Consider the following 22,329-nt stretch of genomic DNA (forward strand, 5'->3'; position numbering starts at 1 on the left):
AACGTGTAAAGCATGAGTTGGTAACTCCAGGGAAACCCGCTTGGTGGTTAATGTGCTCACGCGTCGAAGGGCAAGGGACGCTCGGGGATCTCGACGGCCAGACCGCCCCACCGCCAGCACAGATCGCTCAGTCCCAGCATGTCCACCGAGGGGTCCTCGCCCGGCGCCAGCAGCTCGACGGCGAAGGCGGCGCGCAGCAGCGCCGTGTGGAAGTCGACCGGACGCCGGGGCTCCGCGTGCAGCAGCACCTCTGCCCGCACCTCGTCACCGTCCTTGGCCAGCTCCCAGCTCGCGGGCTCGCCGAGGAAGGAGGCGGGCGCGGTGTGCACCACGGCCCGCCTCTCGCCGGCCGCCAGCGCGAACCGCCCGCCGCCGAGGTCCTCACCCGACACGCCGCGCCCGCGCAGGCTCACCAGCAGGCGTAGCTCGCCCACGTCGAAGACGCTGCCTGCGGGCTTGTCCAGGTTGGGGTGGAAGTCGCCGGAGTCGTAGCTGAGCCACCACGCCGACAGCGCCTTCGGCCCGTCCTGCGCCTGGGTGCACCAGGCGGCGCTGAGGTCGTGCCCGTTGAGCGTCATCCGGGCGCGCAGCACCACGGCGGGGTCCTCGGGGGTGCGCCAGTAGCCGATCAGCGGGCGGCGCTGGGTCCAGGCGAACTCCTCGCTCGCCGTACCGAGGCAGGCGTCGCCGGTGAGCCAGGTGGTGCCGGTCACCGGGCCGCGCGGGCCCGCGCCGAACGTCGTGCGCACCTGCACCCGCTCCTGTGGCAGCGCCGCGAACCGGCGCGCGACGTGCGGCGGGCACGGCAGCGATGGCATCAGCCTGGGCGTCAGGTCCCCGTCGTCGGAGCCGCGCTCGCGCACCTCGATCGGCGCGCCCGTCTGCGCGGACAGGTAGTCCACCAGGCCCGGCCGCAGCCAGTCGGCGTAGGCCCGCGCGTGCGGGCCCGCCAGCTGCCCGGTCCCCGGGTGGAACCGCTCGGCGATGGTCTCCCACACCCGCAGCCGCAGCCGCTCGGCGGCCCCCAGGAAGTCCTGATCGCGCACGATCAGCGCGGCCCGCTCGACGATCTCCAGCAGGAACGGGCTGTAGGCGGGCGAGTTGTACTCGGCGAACCCGCCGTCCTCGGCCAGCCGCGCGAGCAGCGCGTCGAGCCGCCGCCGCGCGTAGTCCAGCAGGTGCCCCTGCTCCAGCAGCTCACCGGCCGCCGCCGCGGTCACCGCGCCGAGCAGCGCGATGTTGGTGTACTGCGGGCCGACGTTGCGCCTGAACACCGACATCGCCGCGTGGCGCAGCCCTTCGCGCAGCCGCGCGCGCAGAGCGGGGGTGAGCCGGTCGTCGTGGACGGCGAGCACCTGCGCCAGCCGGATCCCGATGAAGTCCGCCCAGTTCCAGTCGGCCGGCGCCATCTGGTGCGGCGGCTCCTCCAGGAAGTAGCCCCACAGGCCGTAGTGCTCGGCGACGGGGTCGGTCACCTGCAGGTCGAGGAGGGCGTCGAGGATGTCCCGGGCCCGTTCGTCCCGTCCCACCTGGAGCAGGGCGAGGGCGTAGTCGGCCGACTCTCGCGTTTCGTGCACACGGGTTCCCGCGGGCAGTCTGGTGTGGTATCCGTTGCTCCGGGACGATCTCCAAGGCAGCCGCACGTCCGGCTCGTACCGCGCGTCCTGCTCCGCGAGGAACTCACTGATATTCATGCGGCTCGACGCTAATGTTAACGTGTTAACGTGTCAATGATCGTGCAAAGCGGATGATGGGGGCGGGATGACCGAGGCGACCGACAGCCAGGAGCCGCTGTACCAGCAGGTGAAGCGGGACCTGGTGGCGGCCATCGCGCGCGGCGACTACGTGCGCGATGAGCCGTTCGTGAGCCAGCGGGAGGTGTGCGAGCGGTTCGGGGTGAGCACCACCACCGCCGTGCGGGCGCTCAACGAGCTGGTCACCGAGGGCTACCTGGTGCGCAGGCGCGGGCGGGGCACCTTCGTGGCCGAGCGGCCGGTCGAGACCGGGCCGCGGGAGCGCTCCATCGCGTACGTGATGCACGGCCACGGCCCGCACAACTCCGACGTGATAAGCGGCATCGAGTCGGTGTGCGCCGAGCACGGCTACCGGATGTTCCTGTCCAACGCCAACGGCTCCCTCCTCTCGCAGGAGCGGGCGCTGCGCCAGGCGCTGGAGACGCAGGCGGCCGGCGTGGTGCTCTACCCGGTCGACGGGCACGCCGACTCCCCCGCCGTGGGCGAGCTCAAGCGCCACGGGGTGCCGGTGGTCCTCGTCGACCGGTATCTGACCGACCTGCCGACCGACGCGGTGCTCGTCGACAACTTCGCCATCGGCCACCGGCTGACCGACTACCTGATCACGCAGGGGCACCGGCGCATCACCACGCTGTGGAGCGAGACCGACTGCACCAGCGTCAGGGAGCGGATGAGCGGGCATATCCAGGCGCTGCGCGAGCACGGGGTGCCGCTGCTGCCCGAACTGACCGTGCTCACCTCCTATCTGCGCAGGCCCGAGGCGGGCCGCCGGGAGATGCTGCGCGCGATGCTCGACCGCTCGGCCCCGCCGACCGCCATCCTGTGCGCGAACGGCTTCGTCCTCGCCCACGCCGCGCGCGACCTGACCGCGATGGGCGTGGAGGTGCCGGGCCAGATCGAACTGGCCGGCATGGACGACGCGGGCCCCTTCGACCTGCTCCCCCTGACGATCGCCGCGGCCCGCCTGCCGTCGGAGGAGATGGGCCGCCGCGCCATGCACCTGCTGAACGAGCGCATCACGTCCCAGGGCGCCCCCCACGACATCCACCACATCGTCCTGCCGATCGACATCCACACCAGGGAGTCGGCCCCCGCCCACCTCCGGGTGGTCGGGGGACCCGTCGGCATGGCCTGACCCGGCGGCGGCCACCGGGGCCGCCGCCGGTCAGGTCACTGAGCCTGGAGCTTGCGGACGAAGCGGAGGTGCTCCTCGCGCTGGAAGCCGCCGCCGCCCTCGTGGTTGTTCCACGGCCAGACGGAGATCTCCTTCGGCCCCTGCCAGTGGTTGTAGGCGCCGAAGACCGTGGACGGCGGGCACACGTCGTCCATCATCCCCACCGAGTACAGCGCGGGCACCTGGCCGCGAGCGGCGAAGTTCAGCCCGTCGAAGTACGACAGGGTGCGGAACACCTGCTCGGGCGTGCCCCGCTGGCTGGCCAGGAACCGCACGATCTCCTGGTACGGATCACGCCCGGTGATCTCCACCGCCCGGCGGAAGTGGGTGAGGAACGGCACGTCGATGAGCGCCGCCTTCAACTCCGGCCGCAGCGCCGCGACCGCCTGCGCGATCCCGCCGCCCTGGCTGCCGCCCGTGACCGCGATCCAGCCGGAATCCACCGCCGGGTGCGCCTTGGCCACGTCGACCGCGCGGACCGCGTCGGTGAACACCCGCCGGTAGTAGTAGTCGCCGGGGTCCAGGATGCCGCGGGTCATCATGCCGGGCGCCTGCGGGGAGGCGCCGCCGTGCGGGTCGGCCGTCGCGCCCGGCGCGTGCAGGCTGGCCCCGCCCTGGCCGCGGGTGTCCACCACCAGAGTGGCGAACCCCGTCGCGGGCCACATCAGGTGATCGGCGGGGAAGCCCCGGCCGCCGCTGTAGCCGATGTACTGCACGACGCACGGGACCGGGCCGTCGCCTCTCGGCACGATCAGCCAGGCGTTGATCCGGTGCCCGCCCCAGCCGGCGAAGGAGGTGTCGTAGACGTCCACGGCGGTCATCGCGGTGTCGTGGGGGGTGAAGGAGGGGGCCAGGTCGAACTCCGCGGCTTCGGAGAGGGTCCGCGTCCAGAAGGCGTCGAAGTCGGAGGGTTCGTCGCGTTCGGGGCGGTAGTCGCGGAGCCGCTCCAGCGGCATGTCGAAGAGGGGCACGTACGCTCCAAGCTCTAGTCGGATCCCCGCCATTCCACCTCACCCAACCGGGAAAGCGCCATCCCATGTCCACCAGCCGAACCGGGAGTCCGGCGGCACGCGTGGCGCAGGGCGGCGAAGGGGGAGGTCAGGGGGCGAAGGTGCGGGTGAGGTTGGCGAGGGCGGTTCGGGCGTAGATGTGGGGGCCGGATCGGGTGCCGTACACGAGGTCTTCGAGGAGGGCGCAGCGGGCGTAGAAGGCCGCGCGTCTCCGATCGGGGGGGCCGAAGGGGCGCTCGTAGTGGGTCAGGACCTGGTCGAGGAACCGGGGGCCGAGATCGCGGTGGAGCAGGGCCAGGTCGCGGGCGGGGTCGGTGACGGCGGCGTCGGTCCAGTCGATGACGCCGGTGACGAGGTGGGCGGTCGCGTCAGCCAGCAGATGTTCGGCGCCCAGGTCGTTGTGGCAGAAGGCGAGGTCGGCCGGTGGTTCGGGGGGCGCGGCCGAGAGGAAGTCCTCGACCAGGTGCCGCGCCCGCACGGGAAGGATGTCCGCGATGTCGCGGTAGTGCTCCCCGGCCTCGTCCAGCCATTCGGCGAGCGGGCTGGTGTCGTACGGGACGAGCCGTTCCATCCGCTCGACGGGAGTCGCGTGCAGGCGGGCGAGGAAGGCGCCGAGCGCGGGCGCGAGAAGCTCCGGGCGGGCCACGGGCCGCCGCAGCAGCGGCACCCCCGCGAGCTTCCGGTAGACCAGGTACCCGCCTTCGGCGAACAGCGGCCCGGGCACCGGTAGCGGCGACAGCTCACCCACCTCGGCCAGCAGCGCCATTTCCCGCTCGGCCGCCTCCTGCCCGCCCTCCTTGCTCCCCCGGACGATCAGCTCGCCGTTGACCTCGAAGGCCACATTGTCGACGCCCTCACCCAGCACGACCACCGAACGAACCGGGTATCCGGGCAGGCGATCGGCCAGCAAAGCGCGAATGTCGTCACCCACATCCGCACTCTAACGACGCTTGGGGCCTTCCCAAACCGGGAGCAAACTTGTTATAACAACCTAACGACATGATGATGCCGTCCCCTGAAGCGACGTCATCGCTTGGGGAGGAGGAACCCCCCTTGAAGACCAAGAGTGTGATCGCCGCCGGTGCCGTACTCGCGCTGGCCGTGGCAGGCTGCGGGAGCAGTGGTGGTGGCGGTGGTGGTGAAGGTGCCGGGCAGACGATCTCGTTTCTCACGCACTGGGGCCCCGACCAGGTCAAAGCCCTCAAGGCGGCGGCCGCGGCGTTCGAGAAGAGCAATCCGGGCATCAGCGTGGACATCCGCGCCGTGCCGTTCGGCAACCTGCTGAGCACGCTGCGGACGCAGGGCGCGAGCCCCAACGGGCCGACCATCGCCAGCGTCTACGACCTGTGGCTGCCTGAACTGGTCAAGGACGGCCTGGCCGCCCCAGCGCCCGCCGACGTGGCCAAGGAGCTGAGCGGCAACTGGCCGGCCAACCTGGTGGAGGGCGTCACCAAGCAGGGCGCCCCGCGCGGCTACCCGAACGAGGTCGACCTGTACGCCCTCAACTACAACAAGAAGCTGTTCGCCGAGGCCGGTGTCGCCGAGCCGCCGAAGACCTGGGACGAGCTGGTCGCCACGGCGGCCAAGCTGACCAAGCGCGACGGCGGGAAGGTCACCCAGCAGGGCTTCGGCGTGATCACGAGCTGGCCGGCCGGGGTGGTGCATCCGTGGCTGTCGCTGGTCAACTCCAACGGCGGCGCGCTGCTCGACGGCGGCACGCCCAAGCTCGACGACCCGAAGGTGAAGGCGGCCACCGACCTGTACGCCAGGCTGGTCAAGGAGGGTTCGACCCAGCCGCCGATGAGCAACGCCAACGCCAACACCACCGGGCCGTACCTCGACAACTTCGTCAACGGCAAGACCGGCATGATCATCATGGCGAACTGGTGGCAGAGCTCGCTCAAGGACGCCATGGGCGATCGCTACCAGGACGTGGCGGTCGCGCCGATCCCGACCGGCCCCGGCGGCACCGGCCCGGCCTCGGTCTCCTACTCCTGGCTGACGGTGGTGAACGGCAAGGCCGCCCCGGCCCGGCAGGAGGCCGCGTGGAAGTTCCTCACCTACCTCAACGGGTCCACGAGCGGCAAGAACGGCTCCTCGGCGATGGGCGACATCCTCACCTCGATGGGCATCCTCCCGAGCAGGACCGGTGACCTCAAGGCGCACGAGGCGCAGCTCTCCGACCCGTTCCTGGCGGCGTACGTCAAGGAGCTGGCCAACGCCAAGCCGTTCCCGGCGGTGCTGGGCGGTGAGGCGATGAGCCAGGCCGTGCAGAAGCACCTGGAGAACGTGGTGTTCGGCAAGGAGACGCCGGAGCAGGCGATGAGCGCGGCCCAGCAAGAGGTCGCCGACATCCTGACGAAGGCGAGCAAGTGACCGCAGGAACCACCACCCTCGCCGCCCGGCCCCAGGCCGGGCGGCTGGGGAGCGGCAGGGGGCGGGCGGCGCTGGCGTTCCTGTCGCCGGCGATGCTGGTGATCGGGCTGTTCACGGCCGTGCCGATCGCGCTGACGTTCTGGATCAGCCTGCACGAGTGGTCGATGTACACCCCGCTGGGCGACATGGAGTGGCGCGGCCTCGGCAACTACTCCGATCTGCTGAAAAATCAGGACTTCTTTCAGGCGTTGGGGAACACGGCGATCTACGTGGCGCTGGTGCTCGTGGTCACCGTGCCGCTCTCCCTCGCGCTCGGCATGCTGCTGTACTTCCCCAGGGTCGCGGGCAAGGGCGTGGCGCGGGCGGTGCTGTTCTCGACGTACGTGGTGCCCACCGTGGCCATCGCGATCGTGTGGGGGGCGCTCTACGCGCCCGACTACGGGCCGTTCGCGCAGGTGTTCGCCGCGCTCGGGCTGCCCGACCCCACCTGGCTCAGCGCACCGGACACCGCGCTGGTCTCGCTGGTGATCTTCCACCTGTGGCAGATGATCGGCTACTACACGATCCTGGTGATCGCGGGCCTGACGCAGATCCCCGGCGACCTGTACGAGGCGGCCCGCATCGACGGCGCCGGGTTCTGGCGGCAGACCTGGAACGTCACGCTGCCGCTGCTGCGCCGTACCACCACGTTCATCGCGCTGGTCGCGGTCATCAACGCGATCCAGGTCTTCGACCCGGTCTACATCCTCACCCAGGGCGGACCGGCCGAGAGCACGTCGGTGCTGTCGTTCGCGATCCAGCGCGCGGCCTTCCAGCACGGACTGGCCGGGCAGGCGAGCGCGATGGCGTTCAGCCTGCTGGTCATCCTGCTGGCCTTGGGCGGGCTGTTCCTCGCGGCGATGCGGAGGCGGTCATGAGGCGCCGGGCCGTACGGCTCGCGGCGGGTGTCGCGATCGCGCTGGCCATGCTGCCGCCGCTGTTCCCGCTGTACTGGATGGTGATCTCCAGCCTGAAGGGGCCGGAGGAGCTGCAGCGCGTCCCGCCCACCTGGTTCCCGGCCGATCCGTCGCTGGGGGCGTTCGGGGAGGTGTTCGAGGCGGTCCCGTTCGCGGGCGCGTTCCTGAACAGCCTGCTGATCGCCGGGGTGTCGACGCTGTCGGTGCTGGTCACCAGCGTGATGGCCGGGTACGTGTTCGCGAAGTACCGCTTCAGGGGCCGCGAGGTGCTGTTCTGGGGCGTGGTGGCGACCATGTTCCTGCCGCCCGTGGTCACCCTGGTCCCGCTGTACTGGCTGGTCTCCTCGATGGGCCTGGCCGACTCCTACCTGGGCGTCATGCTGCCCTGGCTGGCCAACGCGTTCGGCATCTTCCTGATGCGGCAGTTCATCGCCGACATCCCCGACGAGCTGATCGACGCGGCCAGGATCGACGGGGCGGGCGAGCTGCGCATCCTGTGGCGGGTGGTCACGCCGCTGCTGATGCCGGCCGTGGTCAGCCTGGCGATCTTCGCGTTCGTCTTCTATTGGAACAACTTCATCTGGCCGCTGTCGATCCTGCAGGACGACTCCAAGTTCCCGGTCGTGCTCGCGCTCACCCAGTTGCTCAGCTACAGCACCAGCGTGCAGTACCAGAACGTGGTCATGGCCGGCGCGCTCATCGCCGCCGTGCCGACGATCCTGGTGTTCCTGCTGGCCCAGCGGGTGTTCGTGCAGAGCGTCTCGCGGACGGGGGTGAAGGGGTGAACCTGGTCGGCCTCGATGTGGGCGGCACCGCCGTGCGGGCGCTGCGGGAGAGCGGCGGGGTGCGCGGCGAGGTGGCGCGCAGGCCCGTGCCGGGCGACTACGACTCCCTGCTCGCGCTGCTGGCCGAGCTGGTGGGCGAGGCGCCCGAGGCGGTCGGCGTCGGGCTACCGGGAACCTGTGAAGGGGATCGGGCGCTGTTCGTGCCCGCGCTGCCGTACCTGCGGGACAGGCCGCTCGGGCGGGATCTGGCCGAGCGGGTCGGCGCGCCGGTGCGGCTCGGTCTCGACGGGCACCTGACACTGCTGGCCGAGGCGCGCGAGGGCGCGGCCCGGGGGCTGCGCTCGGCGGTGCTGGTCGCGGTCGGCACCGGGATCGGCGGCGCGTTCATGGCCGACGGGCGCATCTGGCGCGGCGCGCACGGCAGCGCCGGGTCCTGGGGCTGGCTGCCGGCCGATCCGCCGCACGCCGAGGCGGGCCACGGCCCGTTCGAGCGCGCCGCCTCCGGCTCGGCGCTCGGCGGCCGGGGCCCGGCCCTGGTGGCCGCCGCACGCCGCGGCGACCCGTCGGCGACGGCGGAACTGGAGACCTACGCGGTACGGCTGGCGCGGGGCGTGGCGGCGCTGGCCAGCGTCCTCGACCCCGAGGCCGTGCTGGTCGGCGGCGGTATGGCCGACGCGATGGACGTGCTCGGTCCGATGCTGGACGCGCACGTGGCGAGGTACGCCTCGCCTGACGGACGGCGGGTCCCGGTCCTCGCGACCGGGCTCGGCTCGCACGCGGGGGTCGTGGGCGCGCTGCTCGCGGCCGGGATCGGGGACGCATGGCAATCGTGAGGGCACTCGACCCCACGTCGGGAGTGCCGCTGTACCTGCAGGTGGAACGGAGCCTGCAGCAGCGGATCGACGCCGAGGAGTGGCTGCCCGGCGGGCGGCTGCCCACCGAGGACGAGCTCGGCAGGACCTACGGGGTCAGCCGGGTGACGGTACGGCAGGCGCTGGCCCGGCTGGTCGACCGGGGCGTGCTGGTGAAGGAGCAGGGCAGGGGCACGTTCGTCCGCGACACGAGCCTGACCGCGGGAGCGCGCGGCGTCACCTCCTTCACCGCCGAGCTGGCCGACCTCGGCCACACCTCGGGCGCCCGGGTGCTGGACCAGGCGGTCACCACCGCGGGCGAGGCCGGCCTGCCGGAGGAGATGCGGGTCGCCGACGACGCCCCGGTGCTGCGGCTGCGCCGGCTGCGCACCGACGGCGCCCGTCCCGTCGGCGTGCAGACCGCCTACCTGCCCCTGGACCGCTTCCCCGGCCTCGACGCCACCGACTTCACCGACCGCTCGCTGTACCAGACGCTGCGCGAGCAGTACGGCCTGGTGCCGCGCGAGGCGGTGGAGACCTTCACCGTCGGGGGGGTCCTCGACGAGGACGCCGCCACCTTGGGCGTCTCCCCCGGCGCGCACGCCTTCTACGTCGAGCGGCTCACCTTCGACCCGCACGGCCCCTTCGAATACGTCCGCAGCGTGATGCGCGGTGACCGCTACCAGGTCCGCCTCGCCCTGCGGAACCCCTAAGAAAGGACAGTCATGACCTACACCCGCCTGATGATCGATCTGCTCGACCGGCTGGACCGCACCCAGGGCGAGGCGCTCGACGCCGCCGCCGTCAAGTGCGCCGACGCCGTCCAGAACGGCGGCCTGATCCACCTGTACGGCAGCGGCCACTCGGTGATCCCCACCATGGACGCCTTCCCCCGGTACGGCAGCTTCTCCGGTCTGCACCCGCTGACCGACCCGAGGCTGATGTGGCACAACGTGCTCGGCCCGGGTGGCGTGCGCGAGCTGCTGTGGCTGGAGCGGACCGAGGGCTACGTGCAGCAGTACCTCGACCACGAGCCGCTGAGCGCGGGCGACGTGCTGGTGGTGTACTCGCACGGCGGGCGCAACGCGGCGCCGGTCGAGGCGGCCATGTACGGCGCCAAGCGCGGCCTGTTCACCGTCGCGGTGACCTCGACGGCGAACCTGGAGCGGCCCGCCGAGCACTCCAGCGGGCAGCGCATCGCCGAGGTGTGCGACGTGACGATCGACACCGGCGTGCCGGTGCAGGACGCGATCGTCGAGGTGGACGGGTGGGACCGGCCGGTGGGCGGGGCCTCGACGGTGGTGGCGTGCGTGGTCAGCCACGAGATCGTCACCCGCACGGCGGCGGTGCTCGCCGGGCGCGGGGTGGTGCTGCCGACGTTCGTCTCGCCGACGGTGCCGGGCGCCTCGGTGGCCTCGAACGACGAGGTCTTCGCCGACCACCGCCGCCGTCTGCACGCCGCCGAGTCCCGCTCCCTCTCCTGACCCTCGACGGGCCCGTCCCACCCGTGGGGGGCGGGACGGGCCCGCCGTCGTACCCTGATCATCCGGCGACCTTCTCCGCGAAGGCGCGCAGTGCCGCGGCGCCCACGGCCTTGTCCTGGTCGCCGGTGCCGCCGCTGACGCCGACCGCGCCCACCACCTGCCCTTCGTGCACGATCGGGAAGCCACCCACGAACACCGCGAACCTGCCGGGATGCATATGGCTGATGCCGAACGCCTCGTTGCCGGGCAGCGCGGGACCGTCGGGCGGCTCGTTGAAGCGGTGCGTCTCGCGCTGGTGACCGGCCGCGGTGAACGCCTTGGCGATGGCGATCTCGACCCCGGTCAGCCGGGCGCCCGTCATCCGGTGCAGCGCGATGGGATGGGCGCCGTCGTCGGCGACGCAGATGGTCTGCCTGACGCCGATGCGGCGGGCCTCCTCCTCGGCCGCGGCGAGCATCACGAGCGCGTCCTCAAGGGTCAGCCGGTGAATGAGATGCATGAATCCTCCGGTTATTCGGACAGGGCGGCGATCGCCGCGGCGGTGAAAAGCGGCTATTGCCTGCGGGCCGATGGAAAAGCAGACTGTGGAGAAACTCCTCCCGCCAGGGCGGCATCGATCACACCCCGTCAGTGTCCGAGGGAGCCCTCTCCCGGGCAATGGACACAATGCCGAACCAGCGGGACAGGAATTGGACACATGGCACATGAACCCGACGGCGTCGATCTTCTTACCCTGCTGGCCGAACCGCTGCTGCGCGGGCGGCTGATCGGCGGCGGGCCGGGCCTCGGGGTGACGGTCTCCTGGTGCCTGCCGCTGTCGGAGATCCGGCTCGACGACGGCAGCGGCCTGGCCGGTGTGGCGGTGCACCTGCCGCTCGCCGCGCTGCCCGCGCCCGGCCTGATCGAGTCGCTGGCCAAGCGGGCGGCGGCGGCGCTGCTGGCCTGGCCCGCCCCCGGCGCCCCCGAGCCCGACCTCGCGCCGGTCGCGGTGGCCGCCGACGAGTGCGTGCTGCCCGTGCTGGTGCTGGAGCCGCGCGCCGACTACCGGACGGTCAGCCGCCTGGTCGGGCAGAAGGCGCTGGCGCAGACCTCGCACGTGCTGGAGTACAGCACGCGCGTGCACCGGGCGCTGGCCGAGGTGCTGGCCCGCGGCGCCGGCATCCCGGCGATGGCCAGGGCGATCGCGGGCCTGTCGCACGGCCCGGTGATGGTGATGGACGCCGACGGCGAGACGCTCGCGTACGCCGGGTTCGGCCGGCCCGGCCTCGATCCCGCCGAGATCGGCGGACAGCTCGCCGACCGGCTGCCCGACCTGCGCCGGGACTTCGAGGCCCCGGCCGGGCTGCTGGAGCTCGACCTGCCACCCCGGCCGACCAGGGTGCTGATCGCGCCGATCGTGGTGGGCGGCGACCTGTACGGCAGGCTCGTGCTCGTCGAGCCGTCCTGCCCGCCCGACGCGCACGACCTGGCCCAGCACCGGGTGATCGCCGAGCACGGGGCCACGCTGACCGGCTCGGAGATGCTGCGCCAGCGCTCGGTGCGGGCCGCCGAGGAGCGGGCGCGGGGGGACTTCGTGGAGTCGCTGGTGCACGGCCGCTTCGCCGACCCGCACGAGTTGGAGGCGCGGGCCAGGCACCACGGGTTCGACGTGGACGCGCGCTACGCCGTGCACATGGTGACGGCGCCCGCGCTGGTGCCGACCGGGCGGCGCGACCAGCGGCGGGCGGCGGCCGTCACCCGCATCGCGCAGGCGGTCGAGCCGTCGGGCAACCGGTGGACGCTGGCCGCGGCCGTGGGCACGTTCGTCGTGGTCATCAGGCAGGTGTCCGGCGAGGGGCCGCTGCACGAGCAGCAGGCGGTCACCCACTTCTCCCGCCAGTTGCACCGTACGCTCCGTTCGCACCTGGGCGACGACCTGCGCGTCACGTCCGGCCGCCCGGGTGAGGGGGCGGCGGGGGTGGCGGCCAGCTACTACGAGGCGCGGGTGGCGATGGGGCTGGCCAGGCACACCGGGGCTGATGCCGTGTGCGGGTACGACGACCTGCGCGTGTACGCCGCGCTGAAGGATGTGGCGGCCAGCGCGGAGGGGCAGGCGTTCGCCAGGGAGATCCTGGAGTCGCTGCGCCGGGTGCACAGCCAGACAGGCGACCTGGAACAGGTGGTGATCGCCTACATCAGGTCGGCGGGCAACCTGAACGCGGCGGCGCGCACGCTCAAGCTGCACCGCAACACGATGCTGTACAAACTGGACAGGGCGTCGCGGGCGCTGCGGATGGACATCCGGTCGGCCGACACCCAGTTCATGGTGTGGCTGGCGCACCACATCGACACGCTGGCCTCGGTGACCGGGGCCCTCAGCGAGGAGCTGTCGCCCCCCGCCGAGGACGTCATGCCGTAGATTCCGGCCGCCGCCTGCGCGGGCGGTCCTCGGCCGCGTCGGGCGGGAGCCGTACCAGGATCTGGCCGTCGGTCTCCCGGACCGGGTAGGTGCGGATCGGGCGGGTGGCCGGTGGGGTGATCGGCTCGCCCGAGTGGTAGTCGAAGACGCTGCCGTGGCAGGAGCAGAGCAGCCCGTCCTCGGTGGCGTGCCCCGACGACAGCAGGCAGTCGAGGTGGGTGCAGTAGTTCGACATCGCGTACACCCGGCCCGCCCAGCGGGCGACGGCGATCTCGACCTCGCCCACGAAGAACCGCCGCACGACGCCGTCGGGCACCTGGCCCGACCTGGCCACCCGCTGGTAGTCCATGTCCCTCCTCCTCTACAGCAGCTCGGTCAGGTCGGCGTCCTCGTCCCGCAGGAACCCGGGATCGGGTACGGCCCGCGCCGACACGAGCTGCCTGGCCACGGCCACGTCCCCGCCCCGGTCCATCGCGAAGGCCGCCTGGAGCACGCCCTTGCGCAGGTAGAAGGCGATGAAGTCGAACTCCTCGACCTCGCCGCGCACGACGATCTCGTCCCACTCGTCGGCGTGGCCCGTGTACTGCAGGTTGCGCCCGAACTGGTCCGACCAGAACCAGTGCGGGCTGGTGTACGGCGTGCCCTGCCCGAGGATGCTCTTGGCCGCGGCCATGCCGTGCGCGCTGGCGTGGTCGAAGTGCTCCACCCTGACGGCGCGGCCGAACAGCGGATGGTGGTGGCGGGCCACGTCACCCGCCGCGTACACGCCCGGCACGCTGGTCCTGCAGTACTCGTCGACCAGCACGCCGTCGTCGAGCTCGAAGCCGTGCAGCGCCTCGACGTTGGGCAGCATGCCGACGCCGACGACCACCACGTCACCCTCGACGACGCGGCCCTCGCCGGTGCGGACCGCGGCCACGTCGCCGCTCTCGGCGTACCCGGTGACCGTGACGCCGGTGCGCAGGTCCACGCCGCCCGCCCGCTGCAGGGCCGCGCAGACGCCGCCCATCTCCGGGCCGAGCGCCCGCTGGAGCGGGACGGGCAGGCACTCCAGGACCGTGACCTCGGCGCCCAGTGACCGGGCGGTCGAGGCCACCTCCGAGCCGACGAAACCGCCGCCGACCACGACCACGCGGGCGCCCGGCCGCAGGTCGCCGCGGAGCCGGTCGGAGTCGGCGACCGTGCGCAGGTACCTGACCCGCTCGCCCTCGACGCCCGGCAGCCTGCGCGGCCGGCCGCCGGTGGCGACGAGCAGCGCGTCGGCTGTCAGCCGGGCGCCGGAGGCCGGCTCGACCTCGCGGCCCCTGACCGCCGTCACCCGGGTGTTCAGCCGCAGTTCGACGTCGTTGTCGGCGCACCACGACTCCGGCAGCAGGCAGAGCGACTCCCAGTCCTCCTCGCCCGCCAGGTACTCCTTCGACAGCGGCGGACGCTGGTAGGGCGGCAGGTGCTCCTCGCTGACGAGCAGCACGCTCCCGTCGTACCCGCGGCGGCGCAGCGTCCTGACCGCGACGGCGGCGGCCTGGCCGCCGCCGACCACGATGACCGACCTGATCACCGGCTCTCCTCCGCGACCAGCGGGCGCGGGTCGACGTAGACCGCGTCGTCCTCGACCCGCACCTGGTAGGTGGGCTGGCACGGGTCCTGGCCTTCGGCCCGGCCGGTGGCCGGGTCGAAGGACCACTGGTGGCCCGGGCAGATGATCCGGCCGTGCAGGATCGTGCCCTTGCTGAGCGAGCGCTGCTTGTGCACGCACACGTCGCGCAGCGCGTAGACGGTCTCGCCGACCAGGAACAGCGCGATCTGCTGGTCGCCGACGACGACGAGCTTGCGCCTGCGCCTGCCGAGCTCCTTCAGCGAGGCCGCCTCGACCCAGCTCACGCCGGCCTGACGTAGTGGTCGTAGAGGCCCTGGGTGTAGGAGTAGCGCATCTCCGCGCCCCACCTGCACACCCGCAGGCAGCGCTGCTGCAGCTCGGGCGTGTCGGCGTGGTCGAGGACGATCTGGTAGCCGCGCTCGCCGTGCACCTCGTCGGAGGTGATGTGCAGGTCGAAGAACTCGATCTCGTCCTCGGTGAAGCCGTACACCTCGCGCAGCGGCACGATCTGCCGCCGGTAGATGCTCGGCACCTGTGACTCCAGCCCCACCACCAGGGCCGCCGTGGCGACCACGAAGTGCTCGCGCATCGAGATCGCGTAGCACCAGGCCTGCAGGCCGCGGGTGATCGGGTTCATGTTCGCCGGATCCTCCACCCGCTCCCGGGTGGTGCCGCACGCCTCGGCGAACTTGATCAGCAGGTCGGTGTGCCTGATGTCGGCCAGTTCCTCCTCGTACATGTTCTGCAGGGTGAAGTCCTTCGCGCCGGTGAACTCGTCCGGGGTGTTGGCATACACGTAGGCGAGGTAGTCGGCGAACGGCCCCACGTAGTGGTAGTGGTTCTCCGCCCAGCGGGCGAAGTGCTCGCGCTTGAGCAGCCCCTCCGCCCATGCCTGGCTGAACGACGCGTTCTTCGCCTCCCGGCCTTTGATCGCGTCCTGAAGAGCCTCGCGGAAATCATCCCGCGACAGCAGTTCGGTCATTTCCCTGCTCCTTTCTCCAGACCTCACGCTAGAAATTCACCAAGCCTTTTCGTACGGCCAGGCGGCACACCTTCCCCGGCCTTTCCTGTGCACCCTGCACTCAGTCGAGCGGAGAAATGTAAACGCTCTTCTCCTGCGTGTAGAAAAGCATCATCGACGGCCCCGCCTGCTCTTTGTACGTCTGCGTGCTCGACGCCTTCAGCCCGCCGAAGGGCACGTTCATCGCCATGCCGGTGGTCGGCTGGTTCACCTTCACCACGCCGGTACGGCTGCGCCTGGCGAAGTCGAGCGCCCGGTTCAGGTCGCGGGTGACGAGGCCCGCGGCCAGGCCGTACTCGGTGTCGTTGGCCAGTTCCAGGGCCTCGTCGAAGTCGCTGGCCCGCTGGAAGGCGAGCACCGGCCCGAACACCTCCTCGCGGGCCAGCCGCGAGCCGCGCCCGACGCCGGTGAGGACGGCGGGGCTGACGAAGTACCCCTTGCCGGGCAGCCGCCGGCCGCCGGTGACCAGTTCCGCGCCTTCCTCCTGGCCGATGCGGACGTAGTCGAGGGTCTTGCGGAGCTGGAAATCGGCGGCCAGCGGGCCCATCTCGACCTCCCGGGCCAGCTTCACCACCCGGTCGAGCAGCGGGTCGTGCACCTCCGGCAAGGCGATCACCCGGCTCGTGCCCGTACACGCCTGGCCGCTGAGCCCGAACGCGCCCTTCACGATGATCCGCGCGGCCTTGTCCAGGTCGGCGTCGGGCAGCACGACGACCGCGTTCTTGCCGCCCATCTCCAGTTGCACGCGGCGGGTGGGTCCGGCGGCGGCGTGGACGGCCCGGCCGGTGGCGGTGGACCCGGTGAACGTCACCGCGCCCACCCGCGGGTCCTCGGCGACCGCCGCGCCCGGCCGCGCGCCGCCGTGCACCAGGGCCAGCGCCTTCGGCGGCAGCCCGGCGGCGAGCAGCGCCTCGGTCAGGCGCTGGGCCATGAGAGGGGTGATCGGGGATGGTTTGAACACCACGCCGTTGCCGGCGGCGAGGGCGGGGCCGAGTTTGCGGGAAGGGATGTTGAGGGGGAAGTTCCAGGGGGTGATGGCGCCGACGACGCCCACGGGTTCCCGCCAGGTGTAGACGAGTCCGCCGTCGTCGCCCCGGTAGGCGCGGCCGTCGACGCGCTGGGCCTCGGCGGCGTGGAAGCGCAGGTTGAGCGGGGTCCGCGAGGTCTCCATCGCGGCCTCGGCCGCCGTCTTCCCCTCCTCCCTGACCAGTTCCGCCGTCAGCGCCGTCCTGCGTCCCTCCAGCAGGTCGGCCGCCCTGCGCAGCACCTCGGCCCTGCGCTCCGCCGAGACCTCGGCCCACTCGGCCGCGCCCTCCTCCACGGCGGCGACGGCCGCGCGCACGTCCTCAGCCGTCGAGTCGGGAAACTCCCCCACCACGTCCTCTGGGTCAGCGGGATTCCTCCGCAGGAACGTCCCGCCGCCCAGCGCGTCCACCCACTCCCCGCCCACCAGATTGAACCCGCGATGCCCCATCACACCCACTCCTCCACACCTGCCCTGACTTCCGACTCCCCGGCCTTCTACTCCCCCGCGCTCAGCACCACCGCCGTATCAGCCCCCGCCGACACCGAGGGTCACTCCGTCCTGTCTGGGGTCGGCGGCGCCGAGGAAGGCGCCGGAGTCGTGGTCGAGTGAGATCACCAGCGCGCTTCCCCCGCCGCCCCACGCCTCCTGGACTCGAACGTCGTGGCCGAGTTCCCGCAGCCGCCACAGCGTCCGCGCGCCGAGCCGTGACTCGCACCGCAGCTCGTACGGCCGCCCGAGCACGTCCGCGTCGCTCCCGGGAAAGATCGTGTACCGCGGCGCCCCCACCGCCTGCGCCGGGTCGGCGCCGTGATCCAGCAGATGGGACAGCAGTTGCGCGTTCCACTGCACCTGCCCGTCCCCGCCCGGTGTGTTGCCCGCGTGCACCAGCCGCCCCGAGGCGTCGGTGACGACCCAGGCGTTCAGGGTGTGCAGCGGCCTCCTGCGCGGGGCGACCTCGTTGGGATGCCCGTCGATGAGGTACGCCCCCCGCCCCAGCCGGTTGTTGAGCATCACCCCAGTCCCCGGCACCATGAGCCGGGCCCCGAAGGTGAACGCGAGCGAGTGGATCAACGTGACCACGCCCCCGTCGGCGTCGGCGGCCACGACGGAGGTGGTGTCCCCGCTCACGGGCAGCGGCGAGCTTCCCCACGAGGGTCTCCACCCCGCCGCCAACGCCGCCCGCCGCTCCTCCAGCGCCGCACGCCCTAGCAGCTCCCGCCATTCCTCCCCCTCGCCGCCGATCCCCCGGGACCTGGCGCCGGGCCAGCCGGTCATGCGGTCGGTGAAGGCGATCGCGGCGGCGCGGGCTGACCAGTCGACCGCCTCGGGGGACAGCCAGGGCCGGGAGGCCAGGCACCCGTCGTTCAGGCCCGCCTGTTGGAGGACCATCCAGCCTGGGGTGGGCAAGGGAGTCTGGTGGATGGTGTGGGGGCCGTACTCGATGGTGATGGAGGGGGCGGTCAGGGCGGTGCCGGTCGCCGCCCATTCGTCGCCGGTGAAGGGGGCGCCGCCGGATTGAAGGGTGCGGACCGCGCGTTCGGCGAGTGAGCCCGTGTAGAGGTCGCCGGGCGTCTCGGCCAGGTGGCGCAGGGTGGTGGCGAGGTCCGGCTGGCTGAGCGGGTGTCCGATTCGGGGTGGCGCACCGCCGGGCAGGAACACGGCGGCGGCGGCCGGGTCGGCGGCGAGCGCGGCGCGGTGCTCGATGATGTCGGCCCTGGTCTTGGCCGTGCACGGAAGTCCCCGCTCGGCGGCGGTGATCGCGGGCGCCCAGAGTTCGGCGAGGCTCATTGTCGCGCCCGCCGCGTGCAGCTCCACCAGCGCGGCCAGCGCGCCCGGGGCGGCCACGGCCAGCGCCCCGTCGAGAGGCAACGCCCGCAGCCCGAGCCCCCGGTAGAACCCGGGCCAACCCCCGTCCGGCCCGAACCCGCTCCCTCCGAAGGCCACCACCTCGGCGGATGGCCGGTACAGCAGGGCGAAGGCGTCGCCGCCGAGGCCGCACTGGCCGGGGAGGGCGGTCCAGGACATCGCCGCCATCGCCAGGGCCGCGTCGATCGCGTTGCCGCCGCGTTCCAGGACGCGGGCGCCCGCCTGGGTCACGGCGGGGTGGCTGGAGGTGACCATCCCGCCGCCCGACACGACCGATCCGCGAGGTGGTATGTCCCATCGCTGCACGGAACCGAGTGTCCGTGCGCGCCGTTCACGCGGGATATGGAACAACTGCCGCAGGTATCGCGGAGAACTTGGGCGACGTGCACATCAGGCCCACGGGAAAGGTCCGGGGCACCGCTGGCACGCTGCACAAACGACCGGACGCGTAATGTGCAGTTTTCTCATTGCCCACCCCCGGCGGACCGAGCACATTCTGTGCATCGACTCACTGCCTGGTACGGCCCCGCCGTAGCGAGAGGGAGGGTGCCATGGAACTCGGTGCCGCTCATTGGATATACCTGGCCGGTATCGTGGTGATCATCGCGGTCATGATCACCCGGAGGAACATCGTGATCCCGGCCGTCGCGGCCACGTTCTTCACCGCCTGGGCGTTCACGGGGGACATCGTCAAGGGGATGCAGTCCATCTTCGGCGCCAGCCTCACGGCGGCGGCGGAGCTGTTCAACATCTTCCTGATCATCGCTCTGGTGACCGCGCTGCTGGGCGCGCTCAAGGCGCTCGGCGCGGATCAGCGGATGATCGAGCCGTTCCGTGCGGTGATGCGCAACGGGCACACCTCGTTCTGGGTGATCGCCGGCGTCACGTACGTGATCAGCCTGTTCTTCTGGCCCACTCCCGCGGTGCCGCTGATCGGCGCGATCCTGCTGCCGGTCGCGATCAGGGCGGGGCTGCCGGCGCTGGGCGCCGGGCTGGCGGTGGCGATCGCCGGGCAGGGGATGGCGCTGTCGAGTGACTACGTCATGCAGGTCGCGCCGGGCCTGTCGGCGACCGCGGCGGGGACCTCGACGAGTCTGGTGGCCGACAGGTCGCTGGTGTTGTCCCTGGTGGTCGGCGGGATCGCGCTGGTGCTCGGCTACTTCATGATCCGCAGGACGATCGTCGCGCCGAGCGTGGACAACCTGCTGCGATGGGAGGGCAAGGCGCTGTCGCCGGCGCTCTCCCTGCCGAGGACGGAGGAGGTGACCGCGACCGCCACGGCCGGGGCCGGTGACCTCGCAGCGGCCACCGGCGGCGGAGGAACCGGCACCTTCACCGACCCCGTGGAATCGAGCGGTCCCGAGGGAATGGGCGATCCCGGGGAAACAGGCGGTCAGGGGGGCTTAGGGGCGGCGCCGGCCGGGCGGTCGAAGGCGTTCGCCGTGATCGTGCCGCTGGCCTTCCTCGCCCTGGTCGGGTACATGCTGCTCGGCAAGTTCACCGACCTGGTCCCCGAGACCATCGGCGGGGAGGCCGCAGCCCTGGTGGGGGGCGTCGCGGCGATCCTGCTGCTGTTCGCCACCGCCGTCACCGACGGCCGCCGCGCCCTGGAGACCTGCGCCGAGCATGTGATCGACGGGCTGGTGTTCTCGGTCAAGGCGATGGGCATCGTGCTGCCCATCGCGGGCTTCTTCTTCATCGGCAGCGAGAACTTCGCCGGGCGGATCATGTTCCTGCCCGAGGGGGCGAAGGCTCCCGACTTCCTGTTCGAGGTGGTGAACGCCGCCAAGGACGGCATCCCGCACAACTCCTTCCTCATCGCGTTCGCGATCCTGGCGATCGGCATGATCACCGGTCTGGACGGGTCGGGGTTCGCCGGACTGCCGCTGACCGGTTCGCTGTCGGGCGCGCTCGGCCCGACGGTCGGTATGGATCCGGCCACGCTGGCCGCCATCGGCCAGATGGGCTGCGTGTGGTCGGGCGGCGGCGTGCTGATCGCCTGGTCCTCGCTGATCGCCGTGGCGGGCTTCGCCAGGGTGAACGTCCTGGATCTGGCCCGCGCGGGCTTCGTCCCCGTGGTGGCCGGCCTGGCGGTCGCGACCACGCTGGCGGTGATCGTCTTCTGACTGCGAACCGCCATGCCGTGCGGGAGGGGCGTCCCCGAAAGGACGCCCCTCTTCTCACAGGTGGGTGGGGTTCCAGTCCTCGGGCAGCGGCGTGGGAGGCGTGAACGTGGAGGTGACGGGCACGAACCGGCCGTGGTCGGCCGACTCGAGGATGGCGGTCATGACGTCGACGACGTGCAGGGCCAGCTCCCCCGAGGCCCGGTGCGGCTGCCCGGCACGGATCGAGCGCACCAGGTCGAGCACACCGATGCCGCGCCCGGCCGTGGAGCCGACGGCCGCGATCTCCGCCCACGCCCCCTCTCCGGTACGGCGCAGCCGTACCGGCCCGGTGAAGGTGTTGGGGTCGGGGGCGGCGAGGGTGGCCTCGGTTCCGGTGACCTCCAGGAAGTCGTGCCGGGGCAGCGGGGAGTCGAAGCTGAACACGGCCGTGGCGCTCTGCCCGGCGGCGAACTCCAGCAGGGCGCTCACATGCGTGTACACCTCGACGTCGAACTCGGTCCCGGCCAGCGGCCCGGAGCCGACGACGCGCTTGGCGTGCGCCCTGCCGCCGGTGGCCGCCACCCTGATGACGGGGCCGAACAGGGCGGCGAGGGCGGTCAGGTAGTAGGGGCCCATGTCGAACAGCGGTCCGGCGCCGGGCAGGAAGAGGAACTGCGGGCTCGGGTGCCAGCGTTCGGGACCCGAGCCCTGCAGCAGGGTGAGAGCGGAGGTGGGCCTGCCGATCTCCCCCGAGGCGACCAGGCGGGCGACGGTCTGCAGGCCCGCGCCCAGGAAGGTGTCGGGGGCGCAGCCGACGCGTACGCCCGCCGCGCCGGCCGCGGCCAGGAGCGCGCGCCCGCCGTCCGGGTCGAGGGCGAGCGGCTTCTCGTTGTAGACGTGCCGGCCCGCCTCGACCGCCTGGGTGGCGACGGCGACGTGCGCGGCGGGCACGGTCAGGTTGACCACGAGCTCCACGTCGGGATGCGCGATCACGGTGTCGACGTCGCCCGCGACCGGCACGCTGTACTGCTCGGCGACGGCCTTGGCGCGCTCCACGTCCAGGTCCGCGCAGGCCAGCACGCGCACACCGGGGAAGGTCGCGAAGTTGGCCAGGTACTGGTGGCTGATGGTCCCGCAGCCGACGATCGCCAGGTTCACGCGGGCAGCCCTTCCAGGTAGGCGTGCGAGTCGGCGATCGCCTGCCACATGTCGCCCGCGCAGCGGTCCAGCTCCACCACCCGGCGGGCCTGCGGCGCGGCGGCGAGGATCTCGGGGATGGGCAGGACGCCGGAGCCGACCGCGGTCATCGGGTCCTCCACCGTCGCGGGCCCGTCCTTGACGTGCAGGAAGCGCACCCGGTCGCCGAGGCCGCGCAGCAGCGCCGGCACATCGGCGCCGCCCACCGCGGCCCAGTAGACGTCGACTTCCAGGAAGACCTCGGGGACCAGCAGATCGGCCAGGACTTCGAGCGCGGAGCGGCCGTCCACCTGCGAGGACAGCTCCCAGTGGTGGTTGTGGTAGCCGACCCGCAGGCCGTGGCCCGCCGCCCACGCGGCGCAGTCGTTCAGCGCCTGGGCGGTGCGCTCGACGGCCTCCCTGCCGGCGAACTCCTCGGGGGCGGCGAGCGGCACCACGAGCGTGTCGAGGCCGAGGACGCGCGCGGCCTCGGCGTAGTCGTCGCGCCGCCCGCCGAGCAGCGCGGCGTGCGCGGACCACACCCGCAGGCCGGTGCGGTCGAGGAGGGCGCGTAAGCCCTCGGGATCGTCAAGGATGGCGAAAGGTTCGACGGCCTGATAGCCGAGCTCGGCGAGCCGGGGTAGGGACTCGGTGACAGGGTGTTCGCGCAGGGAGTACAACTGCACGGCGAGTGCGCTCATGTCCATGAACGCTAATCAACGGCCGACTCGGATGAAAGGGCACGTTCT

General features: G+C 72.1%; 21 protein-coding genes. 9 read left to right on the forward strand and 12 right to left on the reverse strand.

Annotation, left to right across the window (positions count from 1 at the left end; genetic code table 11):
- Positions 1 to 56: 56 nt before the first annotated feature.
- On the reverse strand, positions 57 to 1,577 hold the full coding sequence (locus tag ABZ911_RS06880) for a hypothetical protein (protein ID WP_358052722.1): 1,521 nt from the start codon (positions 1,575 to 1,577) through the stop codon (positions 57 to 59).
- A 184-nt stretch (positions 1,578 to 1,761) separates the two neighbouring features.
- On the opposite strand from ABZ911_RS06880, the gene ABZ911_RS06885 reads away from it, so the two are divergent.
- Positions 1,762 to 2,889 carry a GntR family transcriptional regulator gene (locus tag ABZ911_RS06885; RefSeq protein WP_358052724.1) on the forward strand — a complete coding sequence of 376 codons (1,128 nt, stop codon included), beginning with the start codon at positions 1,762 to 1,764 and terminating at the stop codon, positions 2,887 to 2,889.
- Positions 2,890 to 2,924: 35 nt separating this feature from the next.
- On the opposite strand, the gene ABZ911_RS06890 is transcribed toward ABZ911_RS06885, so the two are convergent.
- Positions 2,925 to 3,899: an acetylxylan esterase gene (locus ABZ911_RS06890; protein WP_358052726.1), complete on the reverse strand. Its 975-nt coding sequence runs from the start codon at positions 3,897 to 3,899 to the stop codon at positions 2,925 to 2,927.
- Positions 3,900 to 4,026: 127 nt separating this feature from the next.
- Positions 4,027 to 4,869, reverse strand: coding sequence for an aminoglycoside phosphotransferase family protein (locus ABZ911_RS06895; protein ID WP_358052728.1), 843 nt, complete (start codon positions 4,867 to 4,869; stop codon positions 4,027 to 4,029).
- A 122-nt stretch (positions 4,870 to 4,991) separates the two neighbouring features.
- Here ABZ911_RS06895 and ABZ911_RS06900 point away from each other — a divergent pair, with 122 nt between their 5' ends.
- Genes ABZ911_RS06900 through ABZ911_RS06925 form a run of 6 tightly spaced genes read left to right on the forward strand, consistent with a single transcriptional unit; the run spans position 4,992 to position 10,390 of the window.
- Positions 4,992 to 6,314, forward strand: a complete 1,323-nt coding sequence (locus ABZ911_RS06900; RefSeq protein ID WP_358052730.1) for an extracellular solute-binding protein — start codon at positions 4,992 to 4,994, stop codon at positions 6,312 to 6,314.
- The gene (locus tag ABZ911_RS06905) at positions 6,311 to 7,231 is read left to right on the forward strand and encodes a sugar ABC transporter permease (RefSeq protein WP_358052732.1); all 921 of its coding nucleotides are present in this window, start codon (positions 6,311 to 6,313) and stop codon (positions 7,229 to 7,231) included. The genes ABZ911_RS06900 and ABZ911_RS06905 overlap by 4 nt, the downstream gene beginning before the upstream one ends.
- Positions 7,228 to 8,055, forward strand: coding sequence for a carbohydrate ABC transporter permease (locus ABZ911_RS06910; RefSeq protein ID WP_358052733.1), 828 nt, complete (start codon positions 7,228 to 7,230; stop codon positions 8,053 to 8,055). The genes ABZ911_RS06905 and ABZ911_RS06910 overlap by 4 nt, the downstream gene beginning before the upstream one ends.
- Positions 8,052 to 8,888, forward strand: coding sequence for an ROK family protein (locus ABZ911_RS06915; RefSeq protein WP_358052735.1), 837 nt, complete (start codon positions 8,052 to 8,054; stop codon positions 8,886 to 8,888). Before ABZ911_RS06910 ends, ABZ911_RS06915 begins: the two co-directional genes overlap by 4 nt.
- Positions 8,876 to 9,619: a GntR family transcriptional regulator gene (locus ABZ911_RS06920; protein WP_358052737.1), complete on the forward strand. Its 744-nt coding sequence runs from the start codon at positions 8,876 to 8,878 to the stop codon at positions 9,617 to 9,619. Before ABZ911_RS06915 ends, ABZ911_RS06920 begins: the two co-directional genes overlap by 13 nt.
- A gap of 12 nt (positions 9,620 to 9,631) precedes the next feature.
- Positions 9,632 to 10,390: an SIS domain-containing protein gene (locus ABZ911_RS06925; RefSeq protein ID WP_358052739.1), complete on the forward strand. Its 759-nt coding sequence runs from the start codon at positions 9,632 to 9,634 to the stop codon at positions 10,388 to 10,390.
- 58 nt (positions 10,391 to 10,448) lie between these two features.
- Here ABZ911_RS06925 and ABZ911_RS06930 read toward each other — a convergent pair whose 3' ends face one another.
- Positions 10,449 to 10,889, reverse strand: a complete 441-nt coding sequence (locus tag ABZ911_RS06930) for a heme-binding protein (RefSeq protein WP_358052741.1) — start codon at positions 10,887 to 10,889, stop codon at positions 10,449 to 10,451.
- Positions 10,890 to 11,087: 198 nt separating this feature from the next.
- Here ABZ911_RS06930 and ABZ911_RS06935 point away from each other — a divergent pair, with 198 nt between their 5' ends.
- On the forward strand, positions 11,088 to 12,788 hold the full coding sequence (locus ABZ911_RS06935; RefSeq protein WP_358052743.1) for a helix-turn-helix domain-containing protein: 1,701 nt from the start codon (positions 11,088 to 11,090) through the stop codon (positions 12,786 to 12,788).
- Here the strand turns inward: ABZ911_RS06935 and ABZ911_RS06940 are convergent.
- The 6 genes from ABZ911_RS06940 to ABZ911_RS06965 form a co-directional block, all read right to left on the reverse strand.
- Positions 12,778 to 13,137 carry a Rieske 2Fe-2S domain-containing protein gene (locus ABZ911_RS06940; protein ID WP_358052745.1) on the reverse strand — a complete coding sequence of 120 codons (360 nt, stop codon included), beginning with the start codon at positions 13,135 to 13,137 and terminating at the stop codon, positions 12,778 to 12,780. The two genes, ABZ911_RS06935 and ABZ911_RS06940, sit on opposite strands and share 11 nt — an antisense overlap.
- 12 nt (positions 13,138 to 13,149) lie before the next feature.
- Positions 13,150 to 14,346 carry an FAD-dependent oxidoreductase gene (locus tag ABZ911_RS06945; protein ID WP_358052747.1) on the reverse strand — a complete coding sequence of 399 codons (1,197 nt, stop codon included), beginning with the start codon at positions 14,344 to 14,346 and terminating at the stop codon, positions 13,150 to 13,152.
- Positions 14,343 to 14,669, reverse strand: coding sequence for a Rieske (2Fe-2S) protein (locus tag ABZ911_RS06950; protein WP_358052749.1), 327 nt, complete (start codon positions 14,667 to 14,669; stop codon positions 14,343 to 14,345). The genes ABZ911_RS06945 and ABZ911_RS06950 overlap by 4 nt, the downstream gene beginning before the upstream one ends.
- Positions 14,666 to 15,367 (reverse strand): iron-containing redox enzyme family protein, encoded by a 702-nt coding sequence (locus tag ABZ911_RS06955; RefSeq protein WP_358052751.1) that lies wholly within the window; start codon positions 15,365 to 15,367, stop codon positions 14,666 to 14,668. Before ABZ911_RS06955 ends, ABZ911_RS06950 begins: the two co-directional genes overlap by 4 nt.
- Before the next feature lie 100 nt (positions 15,368 to 15,467).
- Entirely contained in the window at positions 15,468 to 16,880 is a 1,413-nt protein-coding gene (locus tag ABZ911_RS06960; RefSeq protein WP_358053255.1) for an aldehyde dehydrogenase family protein, read from the reverse strand.
- Between the two features lie 78 nt (positions 16,881 to 16,958).
- Entirely contained in the window at positions 16,959 to 18,605 is a 1,647-nt protein-coding gene (locus ABZ911_RS06965) for a gamma-glutamyltransferase (RefSeq protein ID WP_358052752.1), read from the reverse strand.
- Between the two features lie 245 nt (positions 18,606 to 18,850).
- Here ABZ911_RS06965 and ABZ911_RS06970 point away from each other — a divergent pair, with 245 nt between their 5' ends.
- On the forward strand, positions 18,851 to 20,425 hold the full coding sequence (locus ABZ911_RS06970) for a hypothetical protein (protein WP_358052754.1): 1,575 nt from the start codon (positions 18,851 to 18,853) through the stop codon (positions 20,423 to 20,425).
- Between the two features lie 54 nt (positions 20,426 to 20,479).
- On the opposite strand, the gene ABZ911_RS06975 is transcribed toward ABZ911_RS06970, so the two are convergent.
- Positions 20,480 to 21,562, reverse strand: a complete 1,083-nt coding sequence (locus ABZ911_RS06975) for a Gfo/Idh/MocA family oxidoreductase (protein ID WP_358052756.1) — start codon at positions 21,560 to 21,562, stop codon at positions 20,480 to 20,482.
- Entirely contained in the window at positions 21,559 to 22,281 is a 723-nt protein-coding gene (locus ABZ911_RS06980; RefSeq protein WP_358052758.1) for a sugar phosphate isomerase/epimerase, read from the reverse strand. Before ABZ911_RS06980 ends, ABZ911_RS06975 begins: the two co-directional genes overlap by 4 nt.
- Between the last annotated feature and the right edge of the window lie 48 nt (positions 22,282 to 22,329).

Source organism: Nonomuraea sp. NPDC046570, assembly GCF_040645915.1.
Lineage (GTDB): Bacteria > Actinomycetota > Actinomycetes > Streptosporangiales > Streptosporangiaceae > Nonomuraea.

What these genes read in the sequence shown, in the direction of transcription:
- ABZ911_RS06910 (WP_358052733.1), top strand. Translation starts at nt 7,228, where the DNA reads ATGAGGCGCCGGGCCGTACGGCTCGCGGCGGGTGTCGCGATCGCGCTG.
- ABZ911_RS06980 (WP_358052758.1), bottom strand. Translation starts at nt 22,281, where the DNA reads ATGAGCGCACTCGCCGTGCAGTTGTACTCCCTGCGCGAACACCCTGTC.
- ABZ911_RS06935 (WP_358052743.1), top strand. Translation starts at nt 11,088, where the DNA reads ATGGCACATGAACCCGACGGCGTCGATCTTCTTACCCTGCTGGCCGAA.
- ABZ911_RS06940 (WP_358052745.1), bottom strand. Translation starts at nt 13,137, where the DNA reads ATGGACTACCAGCGGGTGGCCAGGTCGGGCCAGGTGCCCGACGGCGTC.
- ABZ911_RS06955 (WP_358052751.1), bottom strand. Translation starts at nt 15,367, where the DNA reads ATGACCGAACTGCTGTCGCGGGATGATTTCCGCGAGGCTCTTCAGGAC.
- ABZ911_RS06970 (WP_358052754.1), top strand. Translation starts at nt 18,851, where the DNA reads ATGGAACTCGGTGCCGCTCATTGGATATACCTGGCCGGTATCGTGGTG.
- ABZ911_RS06925 (WP_358052739.1), top strand. Translation starts at nt 9,632, where the DNA reads ATGACCTACACCCGCCTGATGATCGATCTGCTCGACCGGCTGGACCGC.
- ABZ911_RS06960 (WP_358053255.1), bottom strand. Translation starts at nt 16,880, where the DNA reads ATGGGGCATCGCGGGTTCAATCTGGTGGGCGGGGAGTGGGTGGACGCG.
- ABZ911_RS06930 (WP_358052741.1), bottom strand. Translation starts at nt 10,889, where the DNA reads ATGCATCTCATTCACCGGCTGACCCTTGAGGACGCGCTCGTGATGCTC.
- ABZ911_RS06920 (WP_358052737.1), top strand. Translation starts at nt 8,876, where the DNA reads ATGGCAATCGTGAGGGCACTCGACCCCACGTCGGGAGTGCCGCTGTAC.
- ABZ911_RS06885 (WP_358052724.1), top strand. Translation starts at nt 1,762, where the DNA reads ATGACCGAGGCGACCGACAGCCAGGAGCCGCTGTACCAGCAGGTGAAG.